Annotated in this window: 15 protein-coding genes and 1 tRNA gene; 10 read left to right on the forward strand and 6 right to left on the reverse strand. The window is 72.5% G+C overall.

Annotation, left to right across the window (positions count from 1 at the left end):
* Window positions 1-105 precede the first annotated feature (105 nt).
* Window positions 106-2,034, reverse strand: a complete 1,929-nt coding sequence (locus FHX40_RS22730) for an ATP-binding protein (protein WP_142262020.1) — start codon at window positions 2,032-2,034, stop codon at window positions 106-108.
* Between the two features lie 123 nt (window positions 2,035-2,157).
* Between FHX40_RS22730 and FHX40_RS22735 the strand changes: the two genes are divergently transcribed.
* A complete protein-coding gene (locus FHX40_RS22735) occupies window positions 2,158-2,724 on the forward strand; it encodes a methylated-DNA--[protein]-cysteine S-methyltransferase (RefSeq protein ID WP_142262021.1) in 567 nt (188 codons plus the stop codon).
* An 81-nt stretch (window positions 2,725-2,805) separates the two neighbouring features.
* Here FHX40_RS22735 and FHX40_RS22740 read toward each other — a convergent pair whose 3' ends face one another.
* The 4 genes from FHX40_RS22740 to FHX40_RS22755 form a co-directional block, all read right to left on the reverse strand.
* The gene (locus FHX40_RS22740) at window positions 2,806-4,173 is read right to left on the reverse strand and encodes a purine-cytosine permease family protein (RefSeq protein WP_142262022.1); all 1,368 of its coding nucleotides are present in this window, start codon (window positions 4,171-4,173) and stop codon (window positions 2,806-2,808) included.
* Window positions 4,174-4,591: 418 nt separating this feature from the next.
* Window positions 4,592-4,915, reverse strand: a complete 324-nt coding sequence (locus FHX40_RS22745) for a rhodanese-like domain-containing protein (RefSeq protein ID WP_142262023.1) — start codon at window positions 4,913-4,915, stop codon at window positions 4,592-4,594.
* Between the two features lie 67 nt (window positions 4,916-4,982).
* Window positions 4,983-5,867, reverse strand: a complete 885-nt coding sequence (locus tag FHX40_RS22750; RefSeq protein ID WP_142262024.1) for an Fpg/Nei family DNA glycosylase — start codon at window positions 5,865-5,867, stop codon at window positions 4,983-4,985.
* Window positions 5,868-6,080: 213 nt separating this feature from the next.
* Window positions 6,081-7,328, reverse strand: coding sequence for an LCP family protein (locus tag FHX40_RS22755; protein ID WP_229788476.1), 1,248 nt, complete (start codon window positions 7,326-7,328; stop codon window positions 6,081-6,083).
* A 456-nt stretch (window positions 7,329-7,784) separates the two neighbouring features.
* On the opposite strand from FHX40_RS22755, the gene FHX40_RS22760 reads away from it, so the two are divergent.
* Together FHX40_RS22760 and FHX40_RS22765 are read left to right on the forward strand one after the other, a co-directional pair.
* On the forward strand, window positions 7,785-9,128 hold the full coding sequence (locus FHX40_RS22760) for a hemolysin family protein (RefSeq protein ID WP_142262025.1): 1,344 nt from the start codon (window positions 7,785-7,787) through the stop codon (window positions 9,126-9,128).
* Window positions 9,129-9,263: 135 nt separating this feature from the next.
* Window positions 9,264-10,277 carry a hemolysin family protein gene (locus FHX40_RS22765; protein WP_142262026.1) on the forward strand — a complete coding sequence of 338 codons (1,014 nt, stop codon included), beginning with the start codon at window positions 9,264-9,266 and terminating at the stop codon, window positions 10,275-10,277.
* A gap of 425 nt (window positions 10,278-10,702) precedes the next feature.
* On the opposite strand, the gene FHX40_RS22770 is transcribed toward FHX40_RS22765, so the two are convergent.
* Window positions 10,703-10,785 (reverse strand) — tRNA-Leu (locus tag FHX40_RS22770).
* A gap of 229 nt (window positions 10,786-11,014) precedes the next feature.
* Here FHX40_RS22770 and FHX40_RS22775 point away from each other — a divergent pair.
* The 7 genes from FHX40_RS22775 (at window position 11,015) to pknB (ending at window position 20,019) form a co-directional block, all read left to right on the forward strand.
* On the forward strand, window positions 11,015-11,752 hold the full coding sequence (locus FHX40_RS22775; RefSeq protein ID WP_142262027.1) for an FHA domain-containing protein: 738 nt from the start codon (window positions 11,015-11,017) through the stop codon (window positions 11,750-11,752).
* A gap of 17 nt (window positions 11,753-11,769) precedes the next feature.
* Window positions 11,770-12,231, forward strand: coding sequence for an FHA domain-containing protein FhaB/FipA (locus FHX40_RS22780; RefSeq protein ID WP_142262028.1), 462 nt, complete (start codon window positions 11,770-11,772; stop codon window positions 12,229-12,231).
* Window positions 12,228-13,658 (forward strand): Stp1/IreP family PP2C-type Ser/Thr phosphatase, encoded by a 1,431-nt coding sequence (locus tag FHX40_RS22785; protein WP_142262029.1) that lies wholly within the window; start codon window positions 12,228-12,230, stop codon window positions 13,656-13,658. Before FHX40_RS22780 ends, FHX40_RS22785 begins: the two co-directional genes overlap by 4 nt.
* Window positions 13,659-13,684: 26 nt before the next feature.
* Window positions 13,685-15,034 (forward strand): FtsW/RodA/SpoVE family cell cycle protein, encoded by a 1,350-nt coding sequence (locus FHX40_RS22790; RefSeq protein ID WP_142262349.1) that lies wholly within the window; start codon window positions 13,685-13,687, stop codon window positions 15,032-15,034.
* Window positions 15,031-16,482 carry a peptidoglycan D,D-transpeptidase FtsI family protein gene (locus FHX40_RS22795; RefSeq protein WP_142262030.1) on the forward strand — a complete coding sequence of 484 codons (1,452 nt, stop codon included), beginning with the start codon at window positions 15,031-15,033 and terminating at the stop codon, window positions 16,480-16,482. Before FHX40_RS22790 ends, FHX40_RS22795 begins: the two co-directional genes overlap by 4 nt.
* Window positions 16,479-17,960, forward strand: a complete 1,482-nt coding sequence (locus tag FHX40_RS22800) for a serine/threonine-protein kinase (RefSeq protein WP_268241025.1) — start codon at window positions 16,479-16,481, stop codon at window positions 17,958-17,960. Before FHX40_RS22795 ends, FHX40_RS22800 begins: the two co-directional genes overlap by 4 nt.
* Before the next feature lie 82 nt (window positions 17,961-18,042).
* Window positions 18,043-20,019 carry a Stk1 family PASTA domain-containing Ser/Thr kinase gene (pknB, locus tag FHX40_RS22805; protein ID WP_142262031.1) on the forward strand — a complete coding sequence of 659 codons (1,977 nt, stop codon included), beginning with the start codon at window positions 18,043-18,045 and terminating at the stop codon, window positions 20,017-20,019.
* Window positions 20,020-20,091: the final 72 nt, after the last annotated feature.

Genomic DNA, 20,091 nt, shown 5'->3' on the forward strand with positions numbered 1-20,091 from the left:
AGCCAGCACAGATATGACCGAAATGCCCCGTTAGTCGGCCGGGGAAACCGCGCCCTGATTACGGCTTGTACACATTCGGCAATAGAACGGATCGTGCCCGCGGCGTCACCGCTCGGAGGTGTCGGAGCCGCCCTGCCGCCCGCTGGCGAGCACGGACGGCCGCTCGGCCGCGTCCGCCGCCCGCAGCACCAGGCGCATCCGGGTGCCGCCTCCCGGCCGGGTGTGCGCGGTCACGTCACCGCCCTGGGCGCGCGCCAGGTTCCGCACGATGTAGAGGCCGAGCCCCACGCCGCCGAACCGGCGCCTATCGCCGCTGTCCACCTGGACGAACCGCTCGAAGATGCGCTCCCGGTGGGCGGGCGGGATGCCCACGCCCTCGTCGTCGACCACGACCACGACGTCGTCGCCCTCCGCCCACGCCGCCACGTGGATCAGCCCGCCGTCCGGCGAGTACTTGAAGGCGTTCTCCAGCAGCTGGTCGAGCAGGATGTCGATGGCGAGCGGGTCGCCGATCACCGGCGGCAGCTCGCCGATCTCCACCTCGACCTGGTGCAGCTCGGAGAACGTCTGCAGCCCGAGCGTCGCCGCCCGGATCCGCTCGGCGAGGTCGACCCGCTCCAGCCGGATCTTCAGCTCCTCCGCCCCGGCCTGCGCGCCGAGCATGAGGTGGTCGACGAGCCGCCCGAGCGAGTTCGCCCGCTCCGCGATCGTGTGCACCGCCGCCCGCCGCTCGGCGTCGGAGAGGCTGTCCCACTTGGTGTCGAGGGTGCGGGCGAACCCGCGCACCACGGTGATCGGGGTGCGCAGCTCGTGGCTCGTGGTGGCGAGGAACAGGTCCTTCGCCTCCTCGAGCTCCTTCTCCTTGGTGACGTCCCGGAAGTCGACCACCGTCTCGCCGGTCTCCACGATCTCGGCGCTGACGATGTCCAGCCAGCGGCCCGTGGGGAGCTGGGTGGTGAGCTTCTCCCCCGGCAGCGGCAGCGGGAACGGCGGCGGGCCGCCGATCACCTGCTCGGCGGAGAGCCCGGTGAGCTGCTCCGCGGCCGGGTTCCACTGCTCCACCCGGCCGAACGCGTCGAGCACGGCGATGCCGTCGGCGCTCGCGTCGACCACCGCCCGCTGGTGGGCGCGCTGCCGTACCGCCTCCTGGTAGGAGAGCGCGTTGCCGACCGCGATGCCCGCGTGCGCGGCGAGCAGCTCGAGCAGCTCCAGCTCCACGTGCTCCACGTTCGGCGAGGTGAACAGGGCGTACAGCGCCCCGTACGGCCGGGTGCCCACCGCGGCGAGCGCGAGCGCAACCGCGTTGACCTCCGGCATCCGGGACCAGATCGGCTCGCCGGGCTCGGCCGCGTCCCGGGTCTCGAGCAGCACGGTCTTGCCGGTGCGCAGCAGCTTGTCCACGAGGCTGTCCCGCAGGTCGCCGGTGATCCCGCGCATCTCGTCGGGCAGCCGGTCCCCGCTGACCAGGCGTAACCGCTCGCCCTCGATGAGCAGGAAGCAGCCCGCGTCCGCGCCGGTGAGCTCGGTGACGCTCGCCGCGATCCGGTCGAGCACCGCGGGCAGCTCCAGCTCGGCGTTGATGTCGCCCACCACGTCGGTGAGCCGGCGCACCAGCCGGTCGCGGCGGGCGTACCGGGCGCGCGCGACCTCGTCGTCCTTGGCCAGGTGGTAGTCGAAGGTGTAGCCGAGCAGCGTGCCCGCCTCCGAGCGCAGCGCGCTGATGTCGGCCACCACGTCGATCAGCGTGCCGTCCTTGCGGAGCCGCTTGGTGCGTAACGTCACCGGCCCGCCGGTGCGCACCCGCTCCAGCACGGCGTTCTGCTCGGCCACCAGGTCGTCGGGGACGATCGGCGCCCGTCGGCCCACCAGCTCTGTCGCGTTCCACCCGAACAGCCGCTCCGCGGCCGGGTTCCAGGTGAGAACCACCAGGTCGCGGTCGAGCGCGACGATCGCGTTGGCCGAGCTCGCGATAACGGCGCGGGCGATGCCCTCCTCGTCGGCGCTCTCGACCCTCTCGTCACCCACGTCCCCCATCGTGCCTGTTCCGGACGCTTGATCATGCCGCTTTTCCGCGGCTGAGACCGCTCCGATACGCTGATGGAACGGTCGGCGGGGGTGGGAACGCGCCCAGCCGACCGCGGTGAGAGGACGTGGCCCATGCCGACACCAGATCTGGAAGCCCTGATTCGGGTGACCGCGCCCGGCTACGTCGGGGCGGAACCACCCGAGATCGCCTTCGGTACCACGGACACACCCGTCGGCCGCCTGGTGCTGGCGGTCACCTCTCGCGGCGTGGCGGCCTGCAGTTTCGAGGACGAGCACGCGATCTTCGAGCGGGTGGGCCGGGAGATCGGCGGCTTCATCGGTCCCGACCCGCGGCGGCTCGACCCGCTCCGGCGCGAGATCGACGCCTACTTCGCGGGGCGGCTGCGCACCTTCACCGCGTCCGTCGACCTGCGGCTCGCCACGCCCTTCGCCCGGACCGTGCTGCAGATGATGCTCGCCGTGCCGTACGGGACGGTGACCACGCACGCCGAGCTCGCCGCCCGCATCGGCCGCCCGCAGGCGCTGCACGCGGTCTCCAACGCCCTCGTGGCGAACCCGGTCTGCCTGATCGTGCCCTGCCACCGCGCGATCGAGGGCGACGGCGGCCCCGGCGCGTACGCCGGAGGCCCGGAGGCCAAGCGCCACCTGCTCGCGCTCGAGGGCATCACCGTCGGCTGACCGCGGTACGGCGGGCCGCCGTGACGCCGGCGGGGGACCGGAGCGGCCCTGGCCCCGGCCACGCCGGTCCCCCGCCGCGGGCTAGCGGGCCTCGGCCGCGGCGCGGGCCCGCCTCCACCGGACCGCGCCGACCGCGAGGGTGACGAGCGCCGACACGAGGAACGACCCGACCGCCGCGCTCATCCACGGGGCGGGGGTGAACCCGGCCGCCTCGCGCGCCGCGACCCACATCGCGTCCCACCAGGAGCCCTCGGGCTGGGCGGCGAGGATCCACCAGGTGGCGAAGCCGAGCAGCCACGGCGGCACCATGCCCCACCGGGACGGCGCGGTCTCCGAGATGTCCCACCGCGCCCGGCCGCCGAGCACGAAGTAGTCGACGACGAGCACCGCGAACATCGGGGTGAACACCGCCCCGATCACGCTGAGGAACGCGCCGTAGGAGTTCACGTCGACCACGAGCGCGATCAGCGTGGTGAGCACGCCGATCGTGACGCTGAACAGCCGCCGGTCCACCCGCGGCATGAGGTTCTGCAGCGACATCGCCGTGGAGTAGACGTTCGCGAACGACTGGTCGACCTCGCGCAGCACGAGGATGCCGAAGAACAGCGCGCCGAGCGGCGCCGCCACGAACACGCTCCACACCCGGGACTCGTCGTTGCCCACCAGGGCGAGGGCGACGATGCCGAGCGCGAGGCACGCGACCTGCGCGATCGTGTACCCGCCGACCACGCCGGTGAACGCCGCCGAGCCGGACCGGGAGTGGCGCGCGTAGTCGGCCGCCACCGGCACCCAGGAGACCGACAGGGCGATCACGTAGTCCATCGCCGGGGCGAAGGCCGCCCAGGACCCGCCGCCGAGCGACGGCCCCTCCGCGACGAGCGCCACGGAGAGCCAGATCATCGAGACGATCACGCCGACGGTGACGTACCGGCGCAGCAGCCGGATCGAGCCGAGCGGCCGGATGGTGAGCGCGGTGGTGAGCACCCCCGCGGCGATCACCCAGGCCGCGTACGGCACGGCGTCACCGAAGATGGCACGGGCGCCCTGTGCGATGACCCAGAGCTCGAAGGCGCCCCAGCCGAGCATCTGGATGATGTTGAGCACGGTCGGCACGTACGACAGCCGTGCCCCGAACAGCCCGCGCAGCAGCACCATGGCGGGCTGGCCCGTGTACGCCCCCGGCACGGCGGCGAGGCCGACCATGGCGGTGCCCACGAGGCTGCCGATCACCGCGGCCAGCATCGCGCCGGTGAACGTGAGCGGCTCGTCGCCGAGGGGGTTGATCAGGACTAGCGCCCCCGAGAACCCCAGCAGGCTGACGCCGAGGTTCGCCCAGAACGCCCCCTGGTCGAGGAGGCCGAGGGTTTGGGGAGGGGCTTCGTCGAGGGTGAGAGGAACTTCGTCGCGCTTGGTCCGAGTGGACTCGTTCTGGGCGGCGGCAGGCCCCATCACACGCTCCCTACGCCGGCATTATCCGGACAGGTTCGGCGGTCGGCGGCGCGTCCGCTGCGGATAGCCGCCCTCTCAGCCCGGTCTCGCCCGAGCTCCCGCGGTTTCTTGACTTTGGGCCGGATTATGCCAGGGCAAGGTAAACGGACCCTCCGGCGGGGCCGTCCCGCCCGGCGCCGGCATGGGGGAACACCGCGAGGAAGGCCCTGAAGAAAAAGGTGCGGCACCGATTCCGTGCCGCACGAAGAATCCGGGCATCGCCGCTCGCCGGAGCGTGTGCGCCGGCCCGCGTGCCGTACCCGGTGCCGAGCGGGCCGCCGGCCTCGCCCACGGGCGTCCGTCCCGGGAGCCCGCACCCCGTGCGAGGGTCACGCCAGGGGCCCGGGCCGCCCCGGTCGTGCCGTGCCGCGGCCCGGCGTCAGGCCACGTACGGCGGCTGCCCGTTCTCGGCGGCCATCGGCCGGTCGGCCGCGGCCCAGGCCATCATGCCGCCCGCCACGTTGACCGCCTTGCGCCCGAGCTGGTTGAGCCACGCGGTCGCCTGGGCCGAGCGTCCGCCGACCCGGCACACCACGTACACGGTCACGTCCTCGGGCACCTCCGCGACGCGGGCGGGCAGGTCGAAGAGCGGGATGTGCACCGCGCCCGGGGCGTGCCCGGCCACCCACTCCTCGGGCTCCCGCACATCCAGCAGGAAGGCGTCGTCGGGGACGGCATGAACAGGGGTTTCCGGTACGTTCACCCGGCCATTCTGGCAGCTCCGCGGACGACGCCCGCCGCCGGGACACGCCGCCGCGCCCGCGCGGCGGTCACTTGAGCAGGCGGGACATGCGCCGGTCGGCGAGCGGACGGCCGCCGGTCTGGCAGGTCGGGCAGTACTGCAGGGACGAGTCGGCGAAGGACACCTCCCGGATCACGTCCCCGCATACCGGGCACGGCTCGCCGGTACGGCCGTGCACCCGCAGCCCGCCGCGCTTCTCCGCCTTCAGGTCCGCGGCGGCGAGCCCGCGCGCCCGCTCCACCGCCTCGCGCAGCGTGGTCACGATCGCCTCGTGCAGGCCGGCCACCTGCGCGTCGGTGAGCGTGCCGGCGATCTTGAAGGGGGACATCCGGGCCGCGTGCAGCACCTCGTCGGAGTAGGCGTTGCCGATCCCGGCGATCACCTTCTGGTCGCGCAGCAGCCCTTTGATCCGGGTACGGCTGCCGCCCACGATGCGCCCCAGCACCTCCGGGGTGAAGTCGTCGGCGAGCGGATCCGGCCCGAGCGTGGCGATGCCCGGCACCTCGGCCGGATCGCGCACGACATGGATGGCGAGCCGCTTCTGGGTGCCCGCCTCGGTGAGCTCGAACCCGGGGGTGCGGCCGGTCTCGCCGGGTGTGAAGCGCACCCGCGCCGCGAGCGGCCCCTTGCCCGGGCGCGCGGGCCGTGCCCCGGCGAGGTCGTCCCGCCAGCGCAGCCACCCGCCGCGGGCGAGGTGGACGACGAGGTGGAGCCCGGGCTCGCCGAACGCGAGGTCGAGGAACTTGCCGTGCCGCGCCACGTCGCGCAGGGCGAGCCCGCGCAGCGCGGCCACCGGCGGGTCCACGGTCTTCAGCGCCTGGAACGCCGGGACCTCCACGTCCAGCACCGTGCGGCCCACCGCCCGCTCCCGCAGGAACCCGGCGAGCGCCTCCACCTCCGGCAGCTCCGGCATACCCCCACGGTACGTCCCCGGCCGCGGCCGTCACCCGGAGCGGCGCGGATTATCCACAGCCCGACGGCCGATCATCCACAGGCTTTTCCACAGATGGGCATAATCATCAACAGCCTGTGGACGACCGCGGGCGCACCGCCGTGCACAGGCGGTCCCCCGGCCGGGGCGGGCGCGGCACGCGCCGCGGGCGCCGGGCGTGCCACGCCGTACCCGTCACTTGGCGAGCACCTCCTTGGGCACCGGCTTGTCCTGGGCGAGCGCGTTGAACAGCTTCAGCGCCTTCTCCCGGTCCCACTGCACGTAGTTCACCCCGTTGATGGTGGGGAACGACGCGGTCGGCACCACCGTGTTCACCGGGTCGTCGCTCATCGCCAGCCCGAGCGACAGCAGGTCGAAGGTGCCGGTGCCCTCGTCGACGGTGACCGCGTCGGTGGCCGCGGCGGCGAGCGGGATGCCCTTGAACGGGTTGAACAGCACCCCCGGGCTCGCGGCCTTCTTCACCACCGCGGAGAAGAACTGCCGCTGCCGCTGGGTGCGCTCGAAGTCCGGGATGGCGCCGGTGGCGCGGGTGCGCACGTAGCCGAGCGCGGTCGCGCCGTCCATCTCCTGGCAGCCCTTCTTCACGTTGAGCCCGGCCTTGGGGTCCTTGATGTTCTGCTTCACGCAGATCTCCACCCCGCCGACCGCGTCCACGATCTGCACGAACCCGGCGAACCCGATCTCCATGTAGTGGTCGATCCGGATGCCGGTGACCTTCTCCACGGTCCGCACGAGCAGCTTGGGGCCGCCGCCCTTCACCGAGTACGCGGCGTTGAGCTTGGTCCGGCCGTGCCCGTCGATCGGCACGAGCGAGTCGCGGGGCAGGCTCACCAGGGTCGGCCGGCCGCCGTCCTCCGGGATGTGGAGCAGCATCATCGTGTCGGTGCGCTTGCCCACCGCGCGGCCGGTGGCGAGCTTCTTCCGCTCGGCCTTGGACAGCCCGGCGCGGCTGTCGGAGCCGACGAGCAGCCAGTCCTGGCCCGGCGTCTCGGGCGGACGGCCCTCGTAGTCCTCGAACACCTCGATGCCGTTGATCCGCGAGGAGAGCCAGCCGTACAGGCCGATCCCGGACACGAGCACGAGCACGACCAGCACCGCCAGCGACCGGAGGACGATCTTGCCGATCCGCCGCGGGTCGCGCGGCGCCCTGTCGCCGCCGGAGCCCCGGCCGCGCGGCCGCAGCGGCTCGACCGGGCTGCGGCCCGAGCGCGGCCTGCCGTACACCCGGGAGACCTTGCGCACGATGGTCTCGTCGAGCCGGCGGCCGGACGGCGACTCACCCAGGCGGGAGGTCGGCTCGCTCGGGCCCGGCGGCGGGGCGGAACCGCCGCGGACGTCCCACGCGGGCGGTGGCGGCGGCGTCTGCCCCGGTCGCCGTACCACCCGTGTGCGGTCGTCCTCCGCACCCGGCCAACTGTTCACCGCTCCTCCTCCGCTTCGTCGGCGTGGCCTGTCCACCGTTCTCCACGGCCGCGGTCCGGCGCGCCCGCCCGGATCCGGTGTCGGCCTCCGGGCACGTCCGCCTCCCCGAACGCGGCAGGCCCCGGCGCGACCGGCGACGCACGACCCTACCCGCGCATCCGGCGGTCGGCGGACCGAGGCCCGATTCTGACGCTACGTCCGCTCGCTTGCGGTTCGCTTGCAAGTGAGCGAGTTGTGTCCGGCATAGAGATACACGGCCCGGCTATGGCGGAGCGAACCGGAAACGGGGAACACTCGGAACACACGGACGGGCCTCGCCCGTTATCGTGAGTAGACCTTGAGTGAAGGGATGGACGTGTCCGGCTCGGACCCGTGGAGTACCTGCCCGTGCTCCGGCACGGGTGACCCACAACAACGTCGGGCACATCGTCGCCCTGCGGGACGGTGTGCTCGCTGATGGAAACCTTCCTTGGCCTGTTGGCCGTTCTCCTGCTCACCCTGGGAACCGGCTACTTCGTCGCCCAGGAGTTCGCGTTCCTCGCCGCCGACCGCCCGCTGCTGCGGGAACAGGCCGCCGCCGGTGACGCCGCGGCGGGCCGCGCCCTCGCGGTCACCGACCGGCTCTCGTTCATGTTGTCCGGCGCCCAGCTCGGCATCACCGTCACCACCCTGCTCGTCGGGTTCATCGCGGAACCCGCGATCGCGGACGTGGTCCGCCCCGGGCTGCTCGCCCTCGGCCTCCCCGACGCCGCCGTACCGGGCATCGCGGTCGCCATCGGGCTGGTGATCGCCACCGCGGTGCAGATGGTGTTCGGCGAGCTCGCGCCGAAGAACCTCGGCATCGCCCGGCCCGAGGCGGTGGCGAAGTTCCTCGCCCGCTCGACCCTCGTCTACCTCGCGGTCGCCGGGCCGGTGATCCGGCTGTTCGACGGCGCCGCCACCCGGCTGCTGCGCCGCATCGGCGTGGAGCCGGTCGAGCACGTCGAGCACGGCGCCACCCCCGAGGAGCTGTCCCGCATCATCGCCGAGTCCGAGGCCGCCGGGGAGCTGCCGCACCGGCTGTCGGAGCTGCTCGAGCGCGCCCTGGAGTTCGGCGACCGCACCGCCGAGGACGTGATGGTGCCGCGGCCGCGCGTGGTCTCGCTGCGCGCCGACCGCACCGTCGCCGACGTGCTCGACGCGCTCAAGCGCGCCGGGCACTCCCGCTACCCGGTGCTCGACTCCGGGGACGACGTCGTCGGCGTGATCGGCCTGCACGAGGTGGTGCGGGCGATCGAGAGCGGCGACGACGACGCGCCGCTGTCCCGGCTCGCCCGGCCCGCGCTGCTCGTGCCCGAGACGCTGCCGCTGCCGGCCGTACTGAAGGAGATGCGCGCGGCCGACGACTACTTCGCCTGCGTGATCGACGAGTACGGCGGGCTCGCGGGCATCATCACGATCGAGGACCTCGCCGAGGAGCTCGTCGGCGAGCTGGTCGACGAGAACGACCCCGAGCCGCTGCGCGCCGAGGCCCGCGACGACGGCACCTGGCACGTCGCCGGGACGCTGCGCCTCGACGAGGTGGAGCGCGCCACCGGCCTGTGCCTGCCGGAGAGCGAGGAGTACGACACGATCGGCGGCCTGGTGATGGCGCGGCTCGGCCGGCTGCCCGAGCCCGGCGACACGGTCACGGTGCCGCTCGTCAACGGGTCCTCGCTCGAGGACGACGACGAGCAGCCCACCTACACCGCCGTGCTCACCGTGCTCGGCGTGCAGCGCCGCGTGCCCGACAAGGTACGGGTCGCGCGCGTGGCCGGCTGACCGGCCGCGCCCACCCACTTTCCGATGACCACCAGCGGACCACGAACCCACCGCACCACAGATGACGACTCTTAAGAATTCGCCGATCCATCGAAGATCCGGCCGGCCGGTTCGCAGCCGGGGAGCGGCGGCCCGATGAACACCCTCGCCGCGATCCTGCTGGGCGTCGTGCTCCTCGTCGCCAACGGCCTGTTCGTCGCCGCCGAGTTCGCCGTGGTGAGCGCCCGGCGGCACCGCCTGGAGGAGACCGCCGCCCGTGGCGGGCGGCTGGTCCGCACCGTCGCCCGCGCCGCGGTCCGCAACGGCCGCGAGCTCACCCTCATGCTCGCCGGCGCCCAGCTCGGCATCACGCTCTGCTCGCTCGGCCTCGGCATGGTGGCCGAGCCCGCGATCGAGCACCTGCTCGAACCCGTCTTCGGCCTCATGGGCGTGCCCGAGTCGCTGCGCGCCCCGGTCGCCTTCGCCTTCGCCCTCGCGCTCGTCACCTTCCTGCACATGGTCGCGGGTGAGATGGCGCCCAAGTCGTGGGCGCTCACCCACGCCGAGGCGGCCGCGATGGGCCTCGCCCTGCCGTTCCGCGGCTTCACCTGGCTCGCCCGCCCGCTGATCGCCACGCTCAACGGGCTCACCAACGCCATGCTCCGGCTGTTCGGGGTACGGCCGCGCGACGAGCTCGCCACCGCGCGCACCCCGCACCAGCTCGCCATCCTCGTCGGCGAGTCCGGGCGCATGGGCCTGCTCGACCGGGACGAGCACGACCTGCTCACCCGGGCGCTGCGGGTGCACGACGAGACGATCGGGCCGCTCGCCCGCCCGATCGGCGAGGCCGCCCGGGTGGACGCGGACGCGAGCGCGGCCGAGATCCGCCGGGTCGCCGCCCGGACCAACCACCTGCGGCTGCTGGTGACCGGGGACGGCCCGCAGGACGTGCTCGGCGTGCTGCACGTGCGGGACGCGCTGCTGCGGCCGAAGGCCCGGCCGCGCGACCTCGCCACCTGCGCGCCGCGCCTCGACGCGGCCACCACGGTGCCGGACGCCCTCGCCGCGCTCCAGGACGCCCGCGCCCACCTGGGGCTGGTCACCTCCGGCGGCCAGGTGGTCGGCCTGATCACCCGCAACGACCTGATCAACCAGCTGCTCACCGCCTGACCGCCGCCGATGCGCTCCGCCGTGCCCCGCCGGACCCGGGCGCCGCGCCCCGAGGCGGCCCGTACCCGGCCGCAAGGGCCGCCGGCGCCGACGTGCGCCGCCGGGGTACGGCCCGCCGGGGTGCCGTGCCGTACCGGCTCGCGGCCCCGCATTCCGCTCCACGGTTCGCGGGCGTGGGCCGCTCGGCACCCCGGAACCTTCAGCAAGTTTTTACCGGCTTGTGACCCGCGGGGCCCGATGTGAGAAAGGACTCCGGGGCCGCGTAGCCGTCCGCGCCGCCCGGAGGCCCGTCCTGCCGGCCCGCCACGGGGGCGGTCACCGGCGCGGCGCGCCCGCCTCCGCCGGCGGGCGAGGACGGCGTCCGCGTATGGACACACAAAAAACCTCCGGCGGCACCGTGCTCGGTGCCGCCGGAGGTTCACGCGTGGGCGAGGAGGGATTTGAACCCTCACGTCCTCACGGACACACGGACCTGAACCGTGCGCGTCTGCCGTTCCGCCACCCGCCCGTTTTTTGGGTGCGTGGAAAGGCTAGCACGGAACAGCCAGTGGTGAGGAACCCGGATACGATCCCTCTAGACGACGAAAGCCGGAAGTAGGTGGCGAGGGGCACCGGCTTCCAGGTGGTCGTGACGAGTGGCACGCAGGGAGGGTGCCGAGCCGGGCACGGTCGGTGCAGCGAACCGGCCTGCGGGTGAGGCGGACTCGACCAGTGGAAGTACGGAAGGGAGGTACCCGGTGGGAGTCCTGCAGCGCTTCGAGCGAAGGCTCGAAGGGTTGGTCGAGGGGGCCTTTGCGCGGGCGTTCAAATCTGACCTTCAGCCGGTCGAGGTCGCCAGCGCGATCCAGCGGGAGATGGACGAGCGGGCCGCGATCGTGGCCCAGGGGCGCACGCTCGTGCCCAACGATTTCGTGGTCGAGCTGTCGGTGACCGACAGCGAGCGGCTGGAGGTGTACGCCGACAGCCTCAGCCACGAGCTCGCCAACCTCGCCCGGGAGTACGCCAAGGAGCAGGGCTACTCGTTCGTCGGTCCGGTCCGGGTGCGCTTCGAGCGCGCCGACGACCTCGCCGTGGGCCTGTTCCGCATCCGCTCGGGCGTGATCCGCGGCGCCACCGTGGAGCAGGACGAGATCCGGCAGCCGGTGACCGACATGCCCCAGCCGCGCGGCATGTTCCCCGGCCGTCCGCGCCTGCTCGTGTCCACCCAGGACGACCCGCAGGGCCAGCGCTCGTACGAGCTGACCACTCCGGTGACCCTGCTGGGCCGGGGCACGGATTGTGATCTTCGGCTGGTGGACCCGGGAGTTTCGCGGCATCATGCCGAATTGCGGGTCGAAGGTCAGCAGGTGATCCTGGTGGATCTCGGCTCCACGAACGGAACCTTCGTCAACGGGCAGCCGGTTCGCCGGGTCGAGCTGACGGATGGCACGCGAGTGACGTTGGGACGCACGACCTTGGTCTTCCGGCGCGATTAGAGGTAGACAGACGGTCCATGTCCGAACTCACGCTGCTGCTGATCCGGCTCGCGTTCCTCGCGGTGCTGTGGTTCTTTGTGATTGCCGCGGTCGGCGTGATCCGGACAGACTTGTTCGGAGCACGACCGGCGTCCGCCGCACCGAAGCCAACCAAGCCCGCGAAAACGGCGTCGAAGCCTAAGAGGGGTGAGCCGAGGCAGATGATCGTCACCGGTGGCCCTCTGCAAGGCACGGTGATCAACCTCACCGACGCGCCCATCACGATCGGCCGGGCCCCCGACTCCACGCTGGTGCTCGCCGACGACTACGCGTCAAGCCGGCACGCGCGGCTCTATCCGCAGAACGGGCAATGGATCGTGGAAGATCTCGGTTCGACCAACGGGACCTACCTGGACCGCACGAAAATCACCCGCCCCACTCCGGTGCCGCTCGGCGTTCCGATCCGCATCGGTAAGACCGTCATCGAATTGCGCAAATGACCATCGCACTCCGCTACGCGGCCCGCTCGGACGTCGGCCTCCTCCGCGAAGGCAACGAGGACTCGGCGTACGCGAGCTCGCGCCTGCTCGCCGTCGCCGACGGTATGGGCGGGCACGCTCACGGCGAGGTGGCCAGCTCGGTCGCGATCGCCGCACTGTCGTCCCTGGAGCACGAGATCCCCGGGGGTGACCTGCTGGGCGCGATCGAGGCAGCGGTCCGGAACGCCAACCGCCAGCTGCACGAGATGGTCACCCGTGACCCGAGCCTCAAGGGCATGGGCACCACGCTCACCGCGATGCTGTGGAACGGGCCCGAGGTCGCCCTGGTCCACGTCGGGGACTCACGGGCCTATCTGCTGCGGAACGGCGAGCTCTATCAGATCACGCACGACCACACGCTCGTGCAGTCGCTGGTGGATGACGGACGCATCACCCAGGAGGAGGCGGCCACCCACCCGCAGCGGTCGATCCTGCTGCGCGCGCTCGACGGCAGCGGCGAGGTCGACCCGGACCTCACCCTCCGCGTCGCCCAGGTGAACGACCGCTACCTGCTGTGCTCCGACGGCCTGTCCACGGTGGTGAGCGCGGAGACGCTGCATCACACGCTCACCACGTACGAGGACCCGGAGGCGGCGGTACGCCAGCTCATCGACCTCGCCAACCGCGGCGGCGGGCCGGACAACATCACCTGCATCGTCGCCGACGTGATCGAGGTCGAGGACGGCCAGCCGCTGCCGGAGCTGAAGACCGTGATCGTGGGCGCGGCCGGCTCGAGCCGGTTCCGCGATCTCACCGAGCTCATCAGCAGCGGGAGGTCGCCCACCGCGACCGCCCCGCAGCCCGTCATCCTCGGCGACGAGGAGGACGGGCCGGACGAGACCACCTCGTACGCGCAGGCCGTGCCCCGCCGCAAGCGCCGGATCTGGCCGATGGTGCTCGCCACCCTCGGCGTGGTCACCGCCGGGCTCGCCGTGGGCGGCTGGTACGCCATGCAGTGGATCAACCAGCAGTTCTACGTCGGCGCCGACAAGGACGAGATCGTCGTCTACCAGGGCATCGACGCCGAGCTCGGCCCCATCCAGCTGTTCGAGGTCGCGCACCGCAGCAGCCTCGCCGTCTCCGCGCTCCCCCAGCCGCAGCAGGGCCGGGTGCGCAACGGCATCGCGGTGCCGAGCCTCGCCGCCGGCAAGGAGGAGATCAACAAGCTGGCGGCGGTGGCGACGTCCCGGCCGAACCGGGACCGGGAGGACGCCGGCGACGCCGCGGAGGCCGAGGACCCCGCCGTGGACGCCGAGACCGAGCAGGACACCCGCGGCGACCGGCAGGGCGCCGAGGGCCGCCAGGCGAACCGGCAGGAGGCCGGTGACGAGCCGGCCGGCCGGAACGACGAGGAGAGCCCGAACCCGAGCAGGAGGGCCTCGGGGTGAGCGTCGACGCGGGTTCCGCAGTCCCGATGCCCCCCAAGCGGCGCGGCGCGCAGCTGTTCATGCTCGCCCTCGCCGTGGGGATCATCATGGCCGCGTACGCGAGCGTCGGCATCGGGATGGACGGCCAGGTCCCGGCCGGCATGCTCACGTACGGCCTGGGCCTCGGCGTCCTCATGCTCATCGCCTACCTGGTGCTGGCCAAGTTCGCGCCCTGGGCGGACCCGCTCATCCTGCCGCTGGTCACGCTGGTGAACGGGATCGGCCTGGTGATGATCTACCGGATCGAGCAGGCCCCGTGGCGTACCGGCGCCTCGGCCACCCAGCAGATCACGTGGACCGCGGTCGGCATCGTGATGTTCACGGTGACCCTGGTCGTGCTCCGCGACCACCGCCTGCTGCAGCGGTTCACCTACACCGCCGGGGCGCTCGGCGTGGTCCTGCTCATCCTGCCGCTGCTGCCGTTCATCGGCCGCGAGATCAACGGCGCCCGCATCTGGATCAACGTGGGCTTCAGCGTGCAGCCGGGCGAGTTCGCCAAGCTGGCGCTCGTGGTGTTCTTCGCGGGCTACCTCGTGGCGAAACGCGACGTGCTCGCGCTCGTCGGGCGGCGGCTGCTCTTCATCGACCTGCCGCGGGCCCGCGACCTCGGCCCGATCCTCGTGATCTGGGGCATCAGCGTCGGCATCCTGGTGCTGCAGAAGGACCTCGGCACCTCGCTGCTGCTCTTCGGCGGCTTCATCAGCATGCTCTACATCGCCACCGGCCGCACCGCCTGGGTGCTCATCGGCCTGACGCTGTTCGTCGGTGGCGCCTTCCTCGCCGGGCAGATCTTCTCGCACGTCGGCCACCGGTTCGAGGTCTGGCTCAACCCGGAGAGCAACGAGTTCTACGAGCGGGCGGCCGGCGGCAGCTACCAGCTCATGGAGGGCCTGTTCGGCCTCGGCTCGGGCGGCATCCTCGGCACCGGGCTGGGCCAGGGCCACCCGTACCGCATCCCCCTGGCGTTCTCCGACTTCATCTTCCCGGCGACGGGCGAGGAGCTCGGCCTCACCGGGCTGATGGCGCTGCTCATGTGCTACGCGCTCATCGTGGAGCGCGGCCTGCGCACCGCGCTCGCCGCCCGGGATCCGTTCAGCAAACTGCTGGCCGGTGGCCTAAGCTTCATCCTGGCCTGGCAGGTGTTCATCATCGTCGGCGGCGTGACGAACCTCATCCCGCTGACCGGTCTGGTGACGCCGTTCATGTCCCAGGGCGGCTCCGCCCTGCTGGCCAACTGGATCCTCATCGCGCTGCTGGTGCGCATGTCGGACGCGGCGCGCAGGCCGCCGCCGCAGGCCATCCAGGACGAGGGGCTCACGCAGGTGATGCAGCGATGAACGGCACGCTCAAGCGGGTTGCGGTCGCCTGCATGGTGATGTTCGGCCTGCTGCTGCTCAACGTGAACTACCTGCAGGCGGTGAAGGCCGAGGAGTACCGCGAGGACAACCGGAACTTCCGCCGCTTCTTCCAGCGGTACGAGAACCAGCGCGGCAGGATCATCGCGGGCAACGAGGTGATCGCCGAGTCGGTCGACACCAAGGGCGACATCCGGTTCGAGCGCCGGTACCGCAACGGGCGGCTGTACGCGCACGTCATCGGCTTCTTCGCCCCGGAGAGCGAGCGCGGCATCGAGGCGGCGCAGAACAAGCTGCTCGACGGCACCTCGGCCGACCTGGTCGTGCGCCGCGCGGTCGACCTGCTCACCAACAAGCCGACCCGTGGCGCGGACATCGAGCTCACCATCGACCCGCGGGCGCAGCGGGCCGCGTACGAGTCGCTGCGCCGCGCCGGCCGCAAGGGCGCCGTGGTCGCGCTCGACCCGCAGACCGGCGCGATCAAGGCGATGGTGTCGCTGCCCACCTACGACCCCAACGAGCTCGCCGTGCCGAACAAGGGCAAGGTGGCGCAGGCGTACAACAAGCTCGACGCCGACAAGGACCAGCCGCTGCTCAACCGGGCCATCGAGACCACGTACGCCCCGGGCTCGACGTACAAGGTGGTCACCACGGCCGCCCTGCTCAGCGAGGACGACACCGTCGGGCCGCAGACCACGGTCGACGCCCCGCAGGTGCTCGACCTGCCGGGCACCTCGGTGGGGCTGCCGAACTACGCCGGCGCGGCGTGCGGCTCCGGGCGGGTGACCCTGCAGTTCGCGCTTGAGAAGTCCTGCAACACACCGTTCGCCAAGATCGGTATGGAGCTGGGCTACGAGAAGATGAAGGAGCAGGCGGCGCGGTTCGGCATCGGCGAGCCGCTGCAGATCCCGCTCAACGTGGCCCCGAGCAGCATCGGGAAGAAGGAGGACGACGCCGCGCTCGCCATGGCCTCGATCGGCCAGCGCAGCGTGCAGATGACGCCGCTGCAGATGGCCATGGTCGCCGCCGCCGTCGCCAACGACGGCACGGTGATGAAGCCGTACCTGGTCGACAAGGTGGTGAGCCCGGACGGCGACACGCTCGAGGAGACCGAGCCCGACGAGCTGAGCGAGGCGATGAGCCCCGACGCCGCCCGCAAGCTCCGGCAGATGATGGTCTCGGTGGTGGCCCAGGGCACCGCGACCGCCGCGCAGATCCCCGGCGTCACCGTGGGCGGCAAGACCGGTACCGCCGAGACCTCCGACAACGCGCCGCCGCACGCGTGGTTCATCGGCTTCGCCCCGGCCGAGAACCCGAAGGTCGCGGTGTGCGTCTTCGTGCAGTCCGGCGCGGCCGGCGACCGGGCCACCGGCGGCGGGACCGCCGCCCCGGTCGCCCGCGAGGTCATGCAGGCGGTGCTCCGGCGGTGACCTCCGGCAACCTGCTGCTGGGCAACCGGTACCGGCTGACCGGACGCATCGCCGCCGGCGGGATGGGCGAGGTCTGGCGGGCGGTGGACGAGCTGCTCGGCCGCGAGGTCGCCGTGAAGCTGCTGCGCCAGCACGTCGCCGCCGACCCGTCGTTCCGGGAGCGGTTCCGGCACGAGGCGCGGATCACCGCGGGGCTCACCGACCCCGGCATCGCCCAGGTGTTCGACTACGGCGAACAGGAGGACGGCGCCTACCTGGTGATGGAGCTCGTGGTCGGCGAGCCGCTGTCGGCGATCCTCGCCCGGCACGGCACGCTGACCGCGGACATCACCCTCGACCTGGTCTCCCAGACCGCGCGCGGGCTGCACGCCGCGCACCGCTCGGGGGTCATCCACCGGGACATCAAGCCCGGCAACCTGCTCATCACCGAGACCGGCCAGGTCAAGATCACGGACTTCGGCATCGCGCGGGCGCTGCAGGCCGCGCCGATGACCCGGACCGGCACCGTGCTCGGCACGGCCCAGTACGTCAGCCCGGAGCAGGCCTCGGGCAGCCCGCTCACCCCGGCGACCGACATCTACTCGCTCGGCGTGGTCGCGTACGAGTGCCTGGCCGGGCGGCCGCCGTTCGTCGCCGACACCCAGGTGGCGATCGCGCTCATGCACCTCAACGAGCCGCCGCCACCGCTGCCCCCGCACGTGCCCGGGCCGGTGCGCGACCTGGTGATGGCGATGCTCTCCAAGGCCCCGGAGAAGCGGCCGGGGCCCGCCCAGGAGCTCGCCGAGCACGCCGCGCGGCTGCGCGAGCAGCTCGCCGCCGGCACCGCGGGCGCCGACCTGCGCACCGTGACCGACCCCGCATGGCGGCCGGTACGGCACGGCGACGCCGCGACGGCCGGCCACCCGTCCGGGCCGATGGGCCCGGCGGCGGGGCCCGCCACCGGGCCCTCGTCCTTCCCGGGCGAGCCCGGGGTGTACCCGTCGGGCGCGATCCCCGGGGTGCCCCCGGGCGTGCACGCCGACTTCGGGCAGGCCGCGCCACCCCGGCGGCGGGCCACCACCGTGGTCCTCGCCGTGGCCGGGACCGCGGCCGCGGTGGGCATCGCCGCGCTCGCGTTCGTCGCGCTGCGGGACACCGGGGTGACCCAGAGCCCGGTCGAGCCGTCCGGCCAGGTCACGCAGGCGCCCACCCCCGCGCCGACCTCCGCTGGACCGGATCGGCACGCAACTTTGCCCATAGCTCCTGGGAAGTCGGCGCGGCCCATCCCGCCTCCGTCGGCTACCGTTGATAGGTCGGCATCTGAGACGCCTCAGCCGTCCCAGACCCCGAGCACCACCCCCACGCCGACGCGCGAGGAACCGTCCTCGACCCCCACCCCGACACCGCCGACCACCCCCACGCCAACGCCAAGTGAGACGCCGACTCCTTCGGACACCCCGACCCCGACCGAGACGGAAACCCCGGACGGGGAGACGTGATGCGGTATTGGGTCGATGATGGACAGCGGCAGCCTCAGGGCGCGTCGGCACCCGAGATGAATGGCAAGGGACAGTGCAGGACATGACGACTCAGCCTCGGCGGCTAGACAACCGCTACGAACTCGACGGAGTCGTCGGGCGCGGCGGCATGGCCGAGGTGTACCGCGCACGGGATCTCCGGCTGGACCGCGTGGTCGCCATCAAGACGCTCCGGGCGGATCTGGCCAGGGACGCGACCTTCCAGGCGCGTTTCCGCCGGGAGGCACAGTCGGCGGCCTCGCTCAACCATCCCTCGATCATCGCCGTGTTCGACACCGGCGAGGACCGCTCCACGGGCACGCCGGTGCCGTACATCGTGATGGAGTTCGTCGAGGGCAAGACCCTGCGCGAGATCCTGCGCCAGGAACGCAAGCTTCCGCCCGAGCGCGCCCTCGAGCTCACCGACGGCATCCTGCGCGCGCTCGACTACAGCCACCGCGGCGGGATCGTGCACCGGGACATCAAGCCCGCCAACGTCATGATCACCCGCAACGGCGATGTCAAGGTGATGGACTTCGGCATCGCCCGGGCCATGGCCGACTCGGCGGCCACGATGACCCAGACCGCGCAGGTGATCGGCACGGCCCAGTACCTGTCGCCGGAGCAGGCGCGCGGTGAGCGGGTGGACGCGCGCAGCGACCTGTACTCGACCGGGTGCGTCCTGTACGAGCTGCTCACCGGGCAGCCGCCGTTCACCGGCGACTCGCCCGTCGCGATCGCCTACCAGCACGTGCGGGAGGAGCCGATCCCGCCGTCGCAGCTCGACCCGTCGATCCCGCCGTGGGCCGACGCGATCGTGCTGAAGTCGATGGCGAAGGACCCGGCGATGCGCTACCAGAGCGCGGCCGAGATGCGCGCCGACATCCAGCGCGCGCTCTCCGGCATGCCGGTCGAGTCCTCCGCCACCCAGACGATGGCGATGACCAACGGCGCCTACGGGGCGACCCAGACCATGGTGGCGCCGAACGGGCCCGCCACCCAGCAGGGCACCACGGCGCTGCCGCCGTACGAGTACGCCCCGACCGAGCTCGGCACGCCCGTCGCCGGCGGGCCGCCCACCCAGGCCGGAGGCCGGGCGGACCGGCGCCGCGCGCGGCGGAACAACCAGGCGCTCAAGACCGCGCTGTGGATCCTCATCCCGCTGCTGGTGATCGGTACGTTCATCGGCATCGGCTGGGCCTTCCTCAGCGGCGGCAGCGGTGACGCGACGACCGGCCAGGTGACGATCCCCGAGGTGGCCGGGCAGACCATCGACGGCGCCAAGGAGGCGCTCACCGCCGCCGGGCTCAAGGTGGCCGACGAGGTCAAGCAGAAGCACAGCGACGAGTACAAGAAGAACACGGTGATCGGCACCGAGCCGGAGGCCGGCACCAAGGTCGACCGGGACTCCACGGTCACGCTCGTCGTCTCCAAGGGCCCGGAGACGGTCGAGGTGCCCAACGTGATCGGCCAGGACGAGGACGCCGCCAAGGAGGCCCTGGAGTCGGCCGGGTTCAGCGTGCAGACCGTCCGGGAGCCGACGAACCAGCCGCCCGGCAAGGTGTTCAAGATGTCCCCGAAGCCGGGTACCGAGCGGCCGAAGGGCTCCGTGGTCAAGATCTACGTGCCGGTCGAGGCGACCGAGCTGCCGAACGTGGTCGGCCAGACGCTCGACGACGCGCGGGCGACGCTGGAGGGCGCCGGGTTCAAGGTGCGGGTCCAGCAGCAGCCGAGCGACACCGTGCCCGCGGGCAGCGTGATCAGCATGAGCCCGCCCGGCGGCACCAGCCTCACGCCGGGCCGTACCGTGACGCTCGTCGTGTCCACCGGGCCGCGGCAGGACACCCCGAGCCGGCCGCCGGCCGACGAGCCCTCCGGTGGCGGTGACTTCGACGGTGGCGGCGGTGACTTCGGCGGCGGTGGCGACACCGGCGGCGACCCGGGCGGTGGCGACACCGGCGACGGCACCCTCGAGGACGGCGGTGGCGGCCTCGGCCCCGGCGAGGTCGAGGATCCGCCGCTCGACGAGGGCGGGTTCTAGGCGGAAACGAGTGAGGGTCTCCGCCGCTCGGGGGCAACGGCGGAGACCCTCACTCTGATGTCGTCTCTGAGG

Origin of the sequence: Thermopolyspora flexuosa (assembly GCF_006716785.1) — a bacterium.
GTDB classification, from domain to species: domain Bacteria; phylum Actinomycetota; class Actinomycetes; order Streptosporangiales; family Streptosporangiaceae; genus Thermopolyspora; species Thermopolyspora flexuosa.

What these genes read in the sequence shown, in the direction of transcription:
- FHX40_RS22730 (WP_142262020.1), bottom strand. Translation starts at nt 2,034, where the DNA reads ATGGGGGACGTGGGTGACGAGAGGGTCGAGAGCGCCGACGAGGAGGGC.
- FHX40_RS22735 (WP_142262021.1), top strand. Translation starts at nt 2,158, where the DNA reads ATGCCGACACCAGATCTGGAAGCCCTGATTCGGGTGACCGCGCCCGGC.
- FHX40_RS22740 (WP_142262022.1), bottom strand. Translation starts at nt 4,173, where the DNA reads ATGGGGCCTGCCGCCGCCCAGAACGAGTCCACTCGGACCAAGCGCGAC.
- FHX40_RS22750 (WP_142262024.1), bottom strand. Translation starts at nt 5,867, where the DNA reads ATGCCGGAGCTGCCGGAGGTGGAGGCGCTCGCCGGGTTCCTGCGGGAG.
- FHX40_RS22760 (WP_142262025.1), top strand. Translation starts at nt 7,785, where the DNA reads ATGGAAACCTTCCTTGGCCTGTTGGCCGTTCTCCTGCTCACCCTGGGA.
- FHX40_RS22765 (WP_142262026.1), top strand. Translation starts at nt 9,264, where the DNA reads ATGAACACCCTCGCCGCGATCCTGCTGGGCGTCGTGCTCCTCGTCGCC.
- FHX40_RS22780 (WP_142262028.1), top strand. Translation starts at nt 11,770, where the DNA reads ATGTCCGAACTCACGCTGCTGCTGATCCGGCTCGCGTTCCTCGCGGTG.
- FHX40_RS22785 (WP_142262029.1), top strand. Translation starts at nt 12,228, where the DNA reads ATGACCATCGCACTCCGCTACGCGGCCCGCTCGGACGTCGGCCTCCTC.
- FHX40_RS22790 (WP_142262349.1), top strand. Translation starts at nt 13,685, where the DNA reads ATGCCCCCCAAGCGGCGCGGCGCGCAGCTGTTCATGCTCGCCCTCGCC.
- FHX40_RS22795 (WP_142262030.1), top strand. Translation starts at nt 15,031, where the DNA reads ATGAACGGCACGCTCAAGCGGGTTGCGGTCGCCTGCATGGTGATGTTC.
- pknB (WP_142262031.1), top strand. Translation starts at nt 18,043, where the DNA reads ATGACGACTCAGCCTCGGCGGCTAGACAACCGCTACGAACTCGACGGA.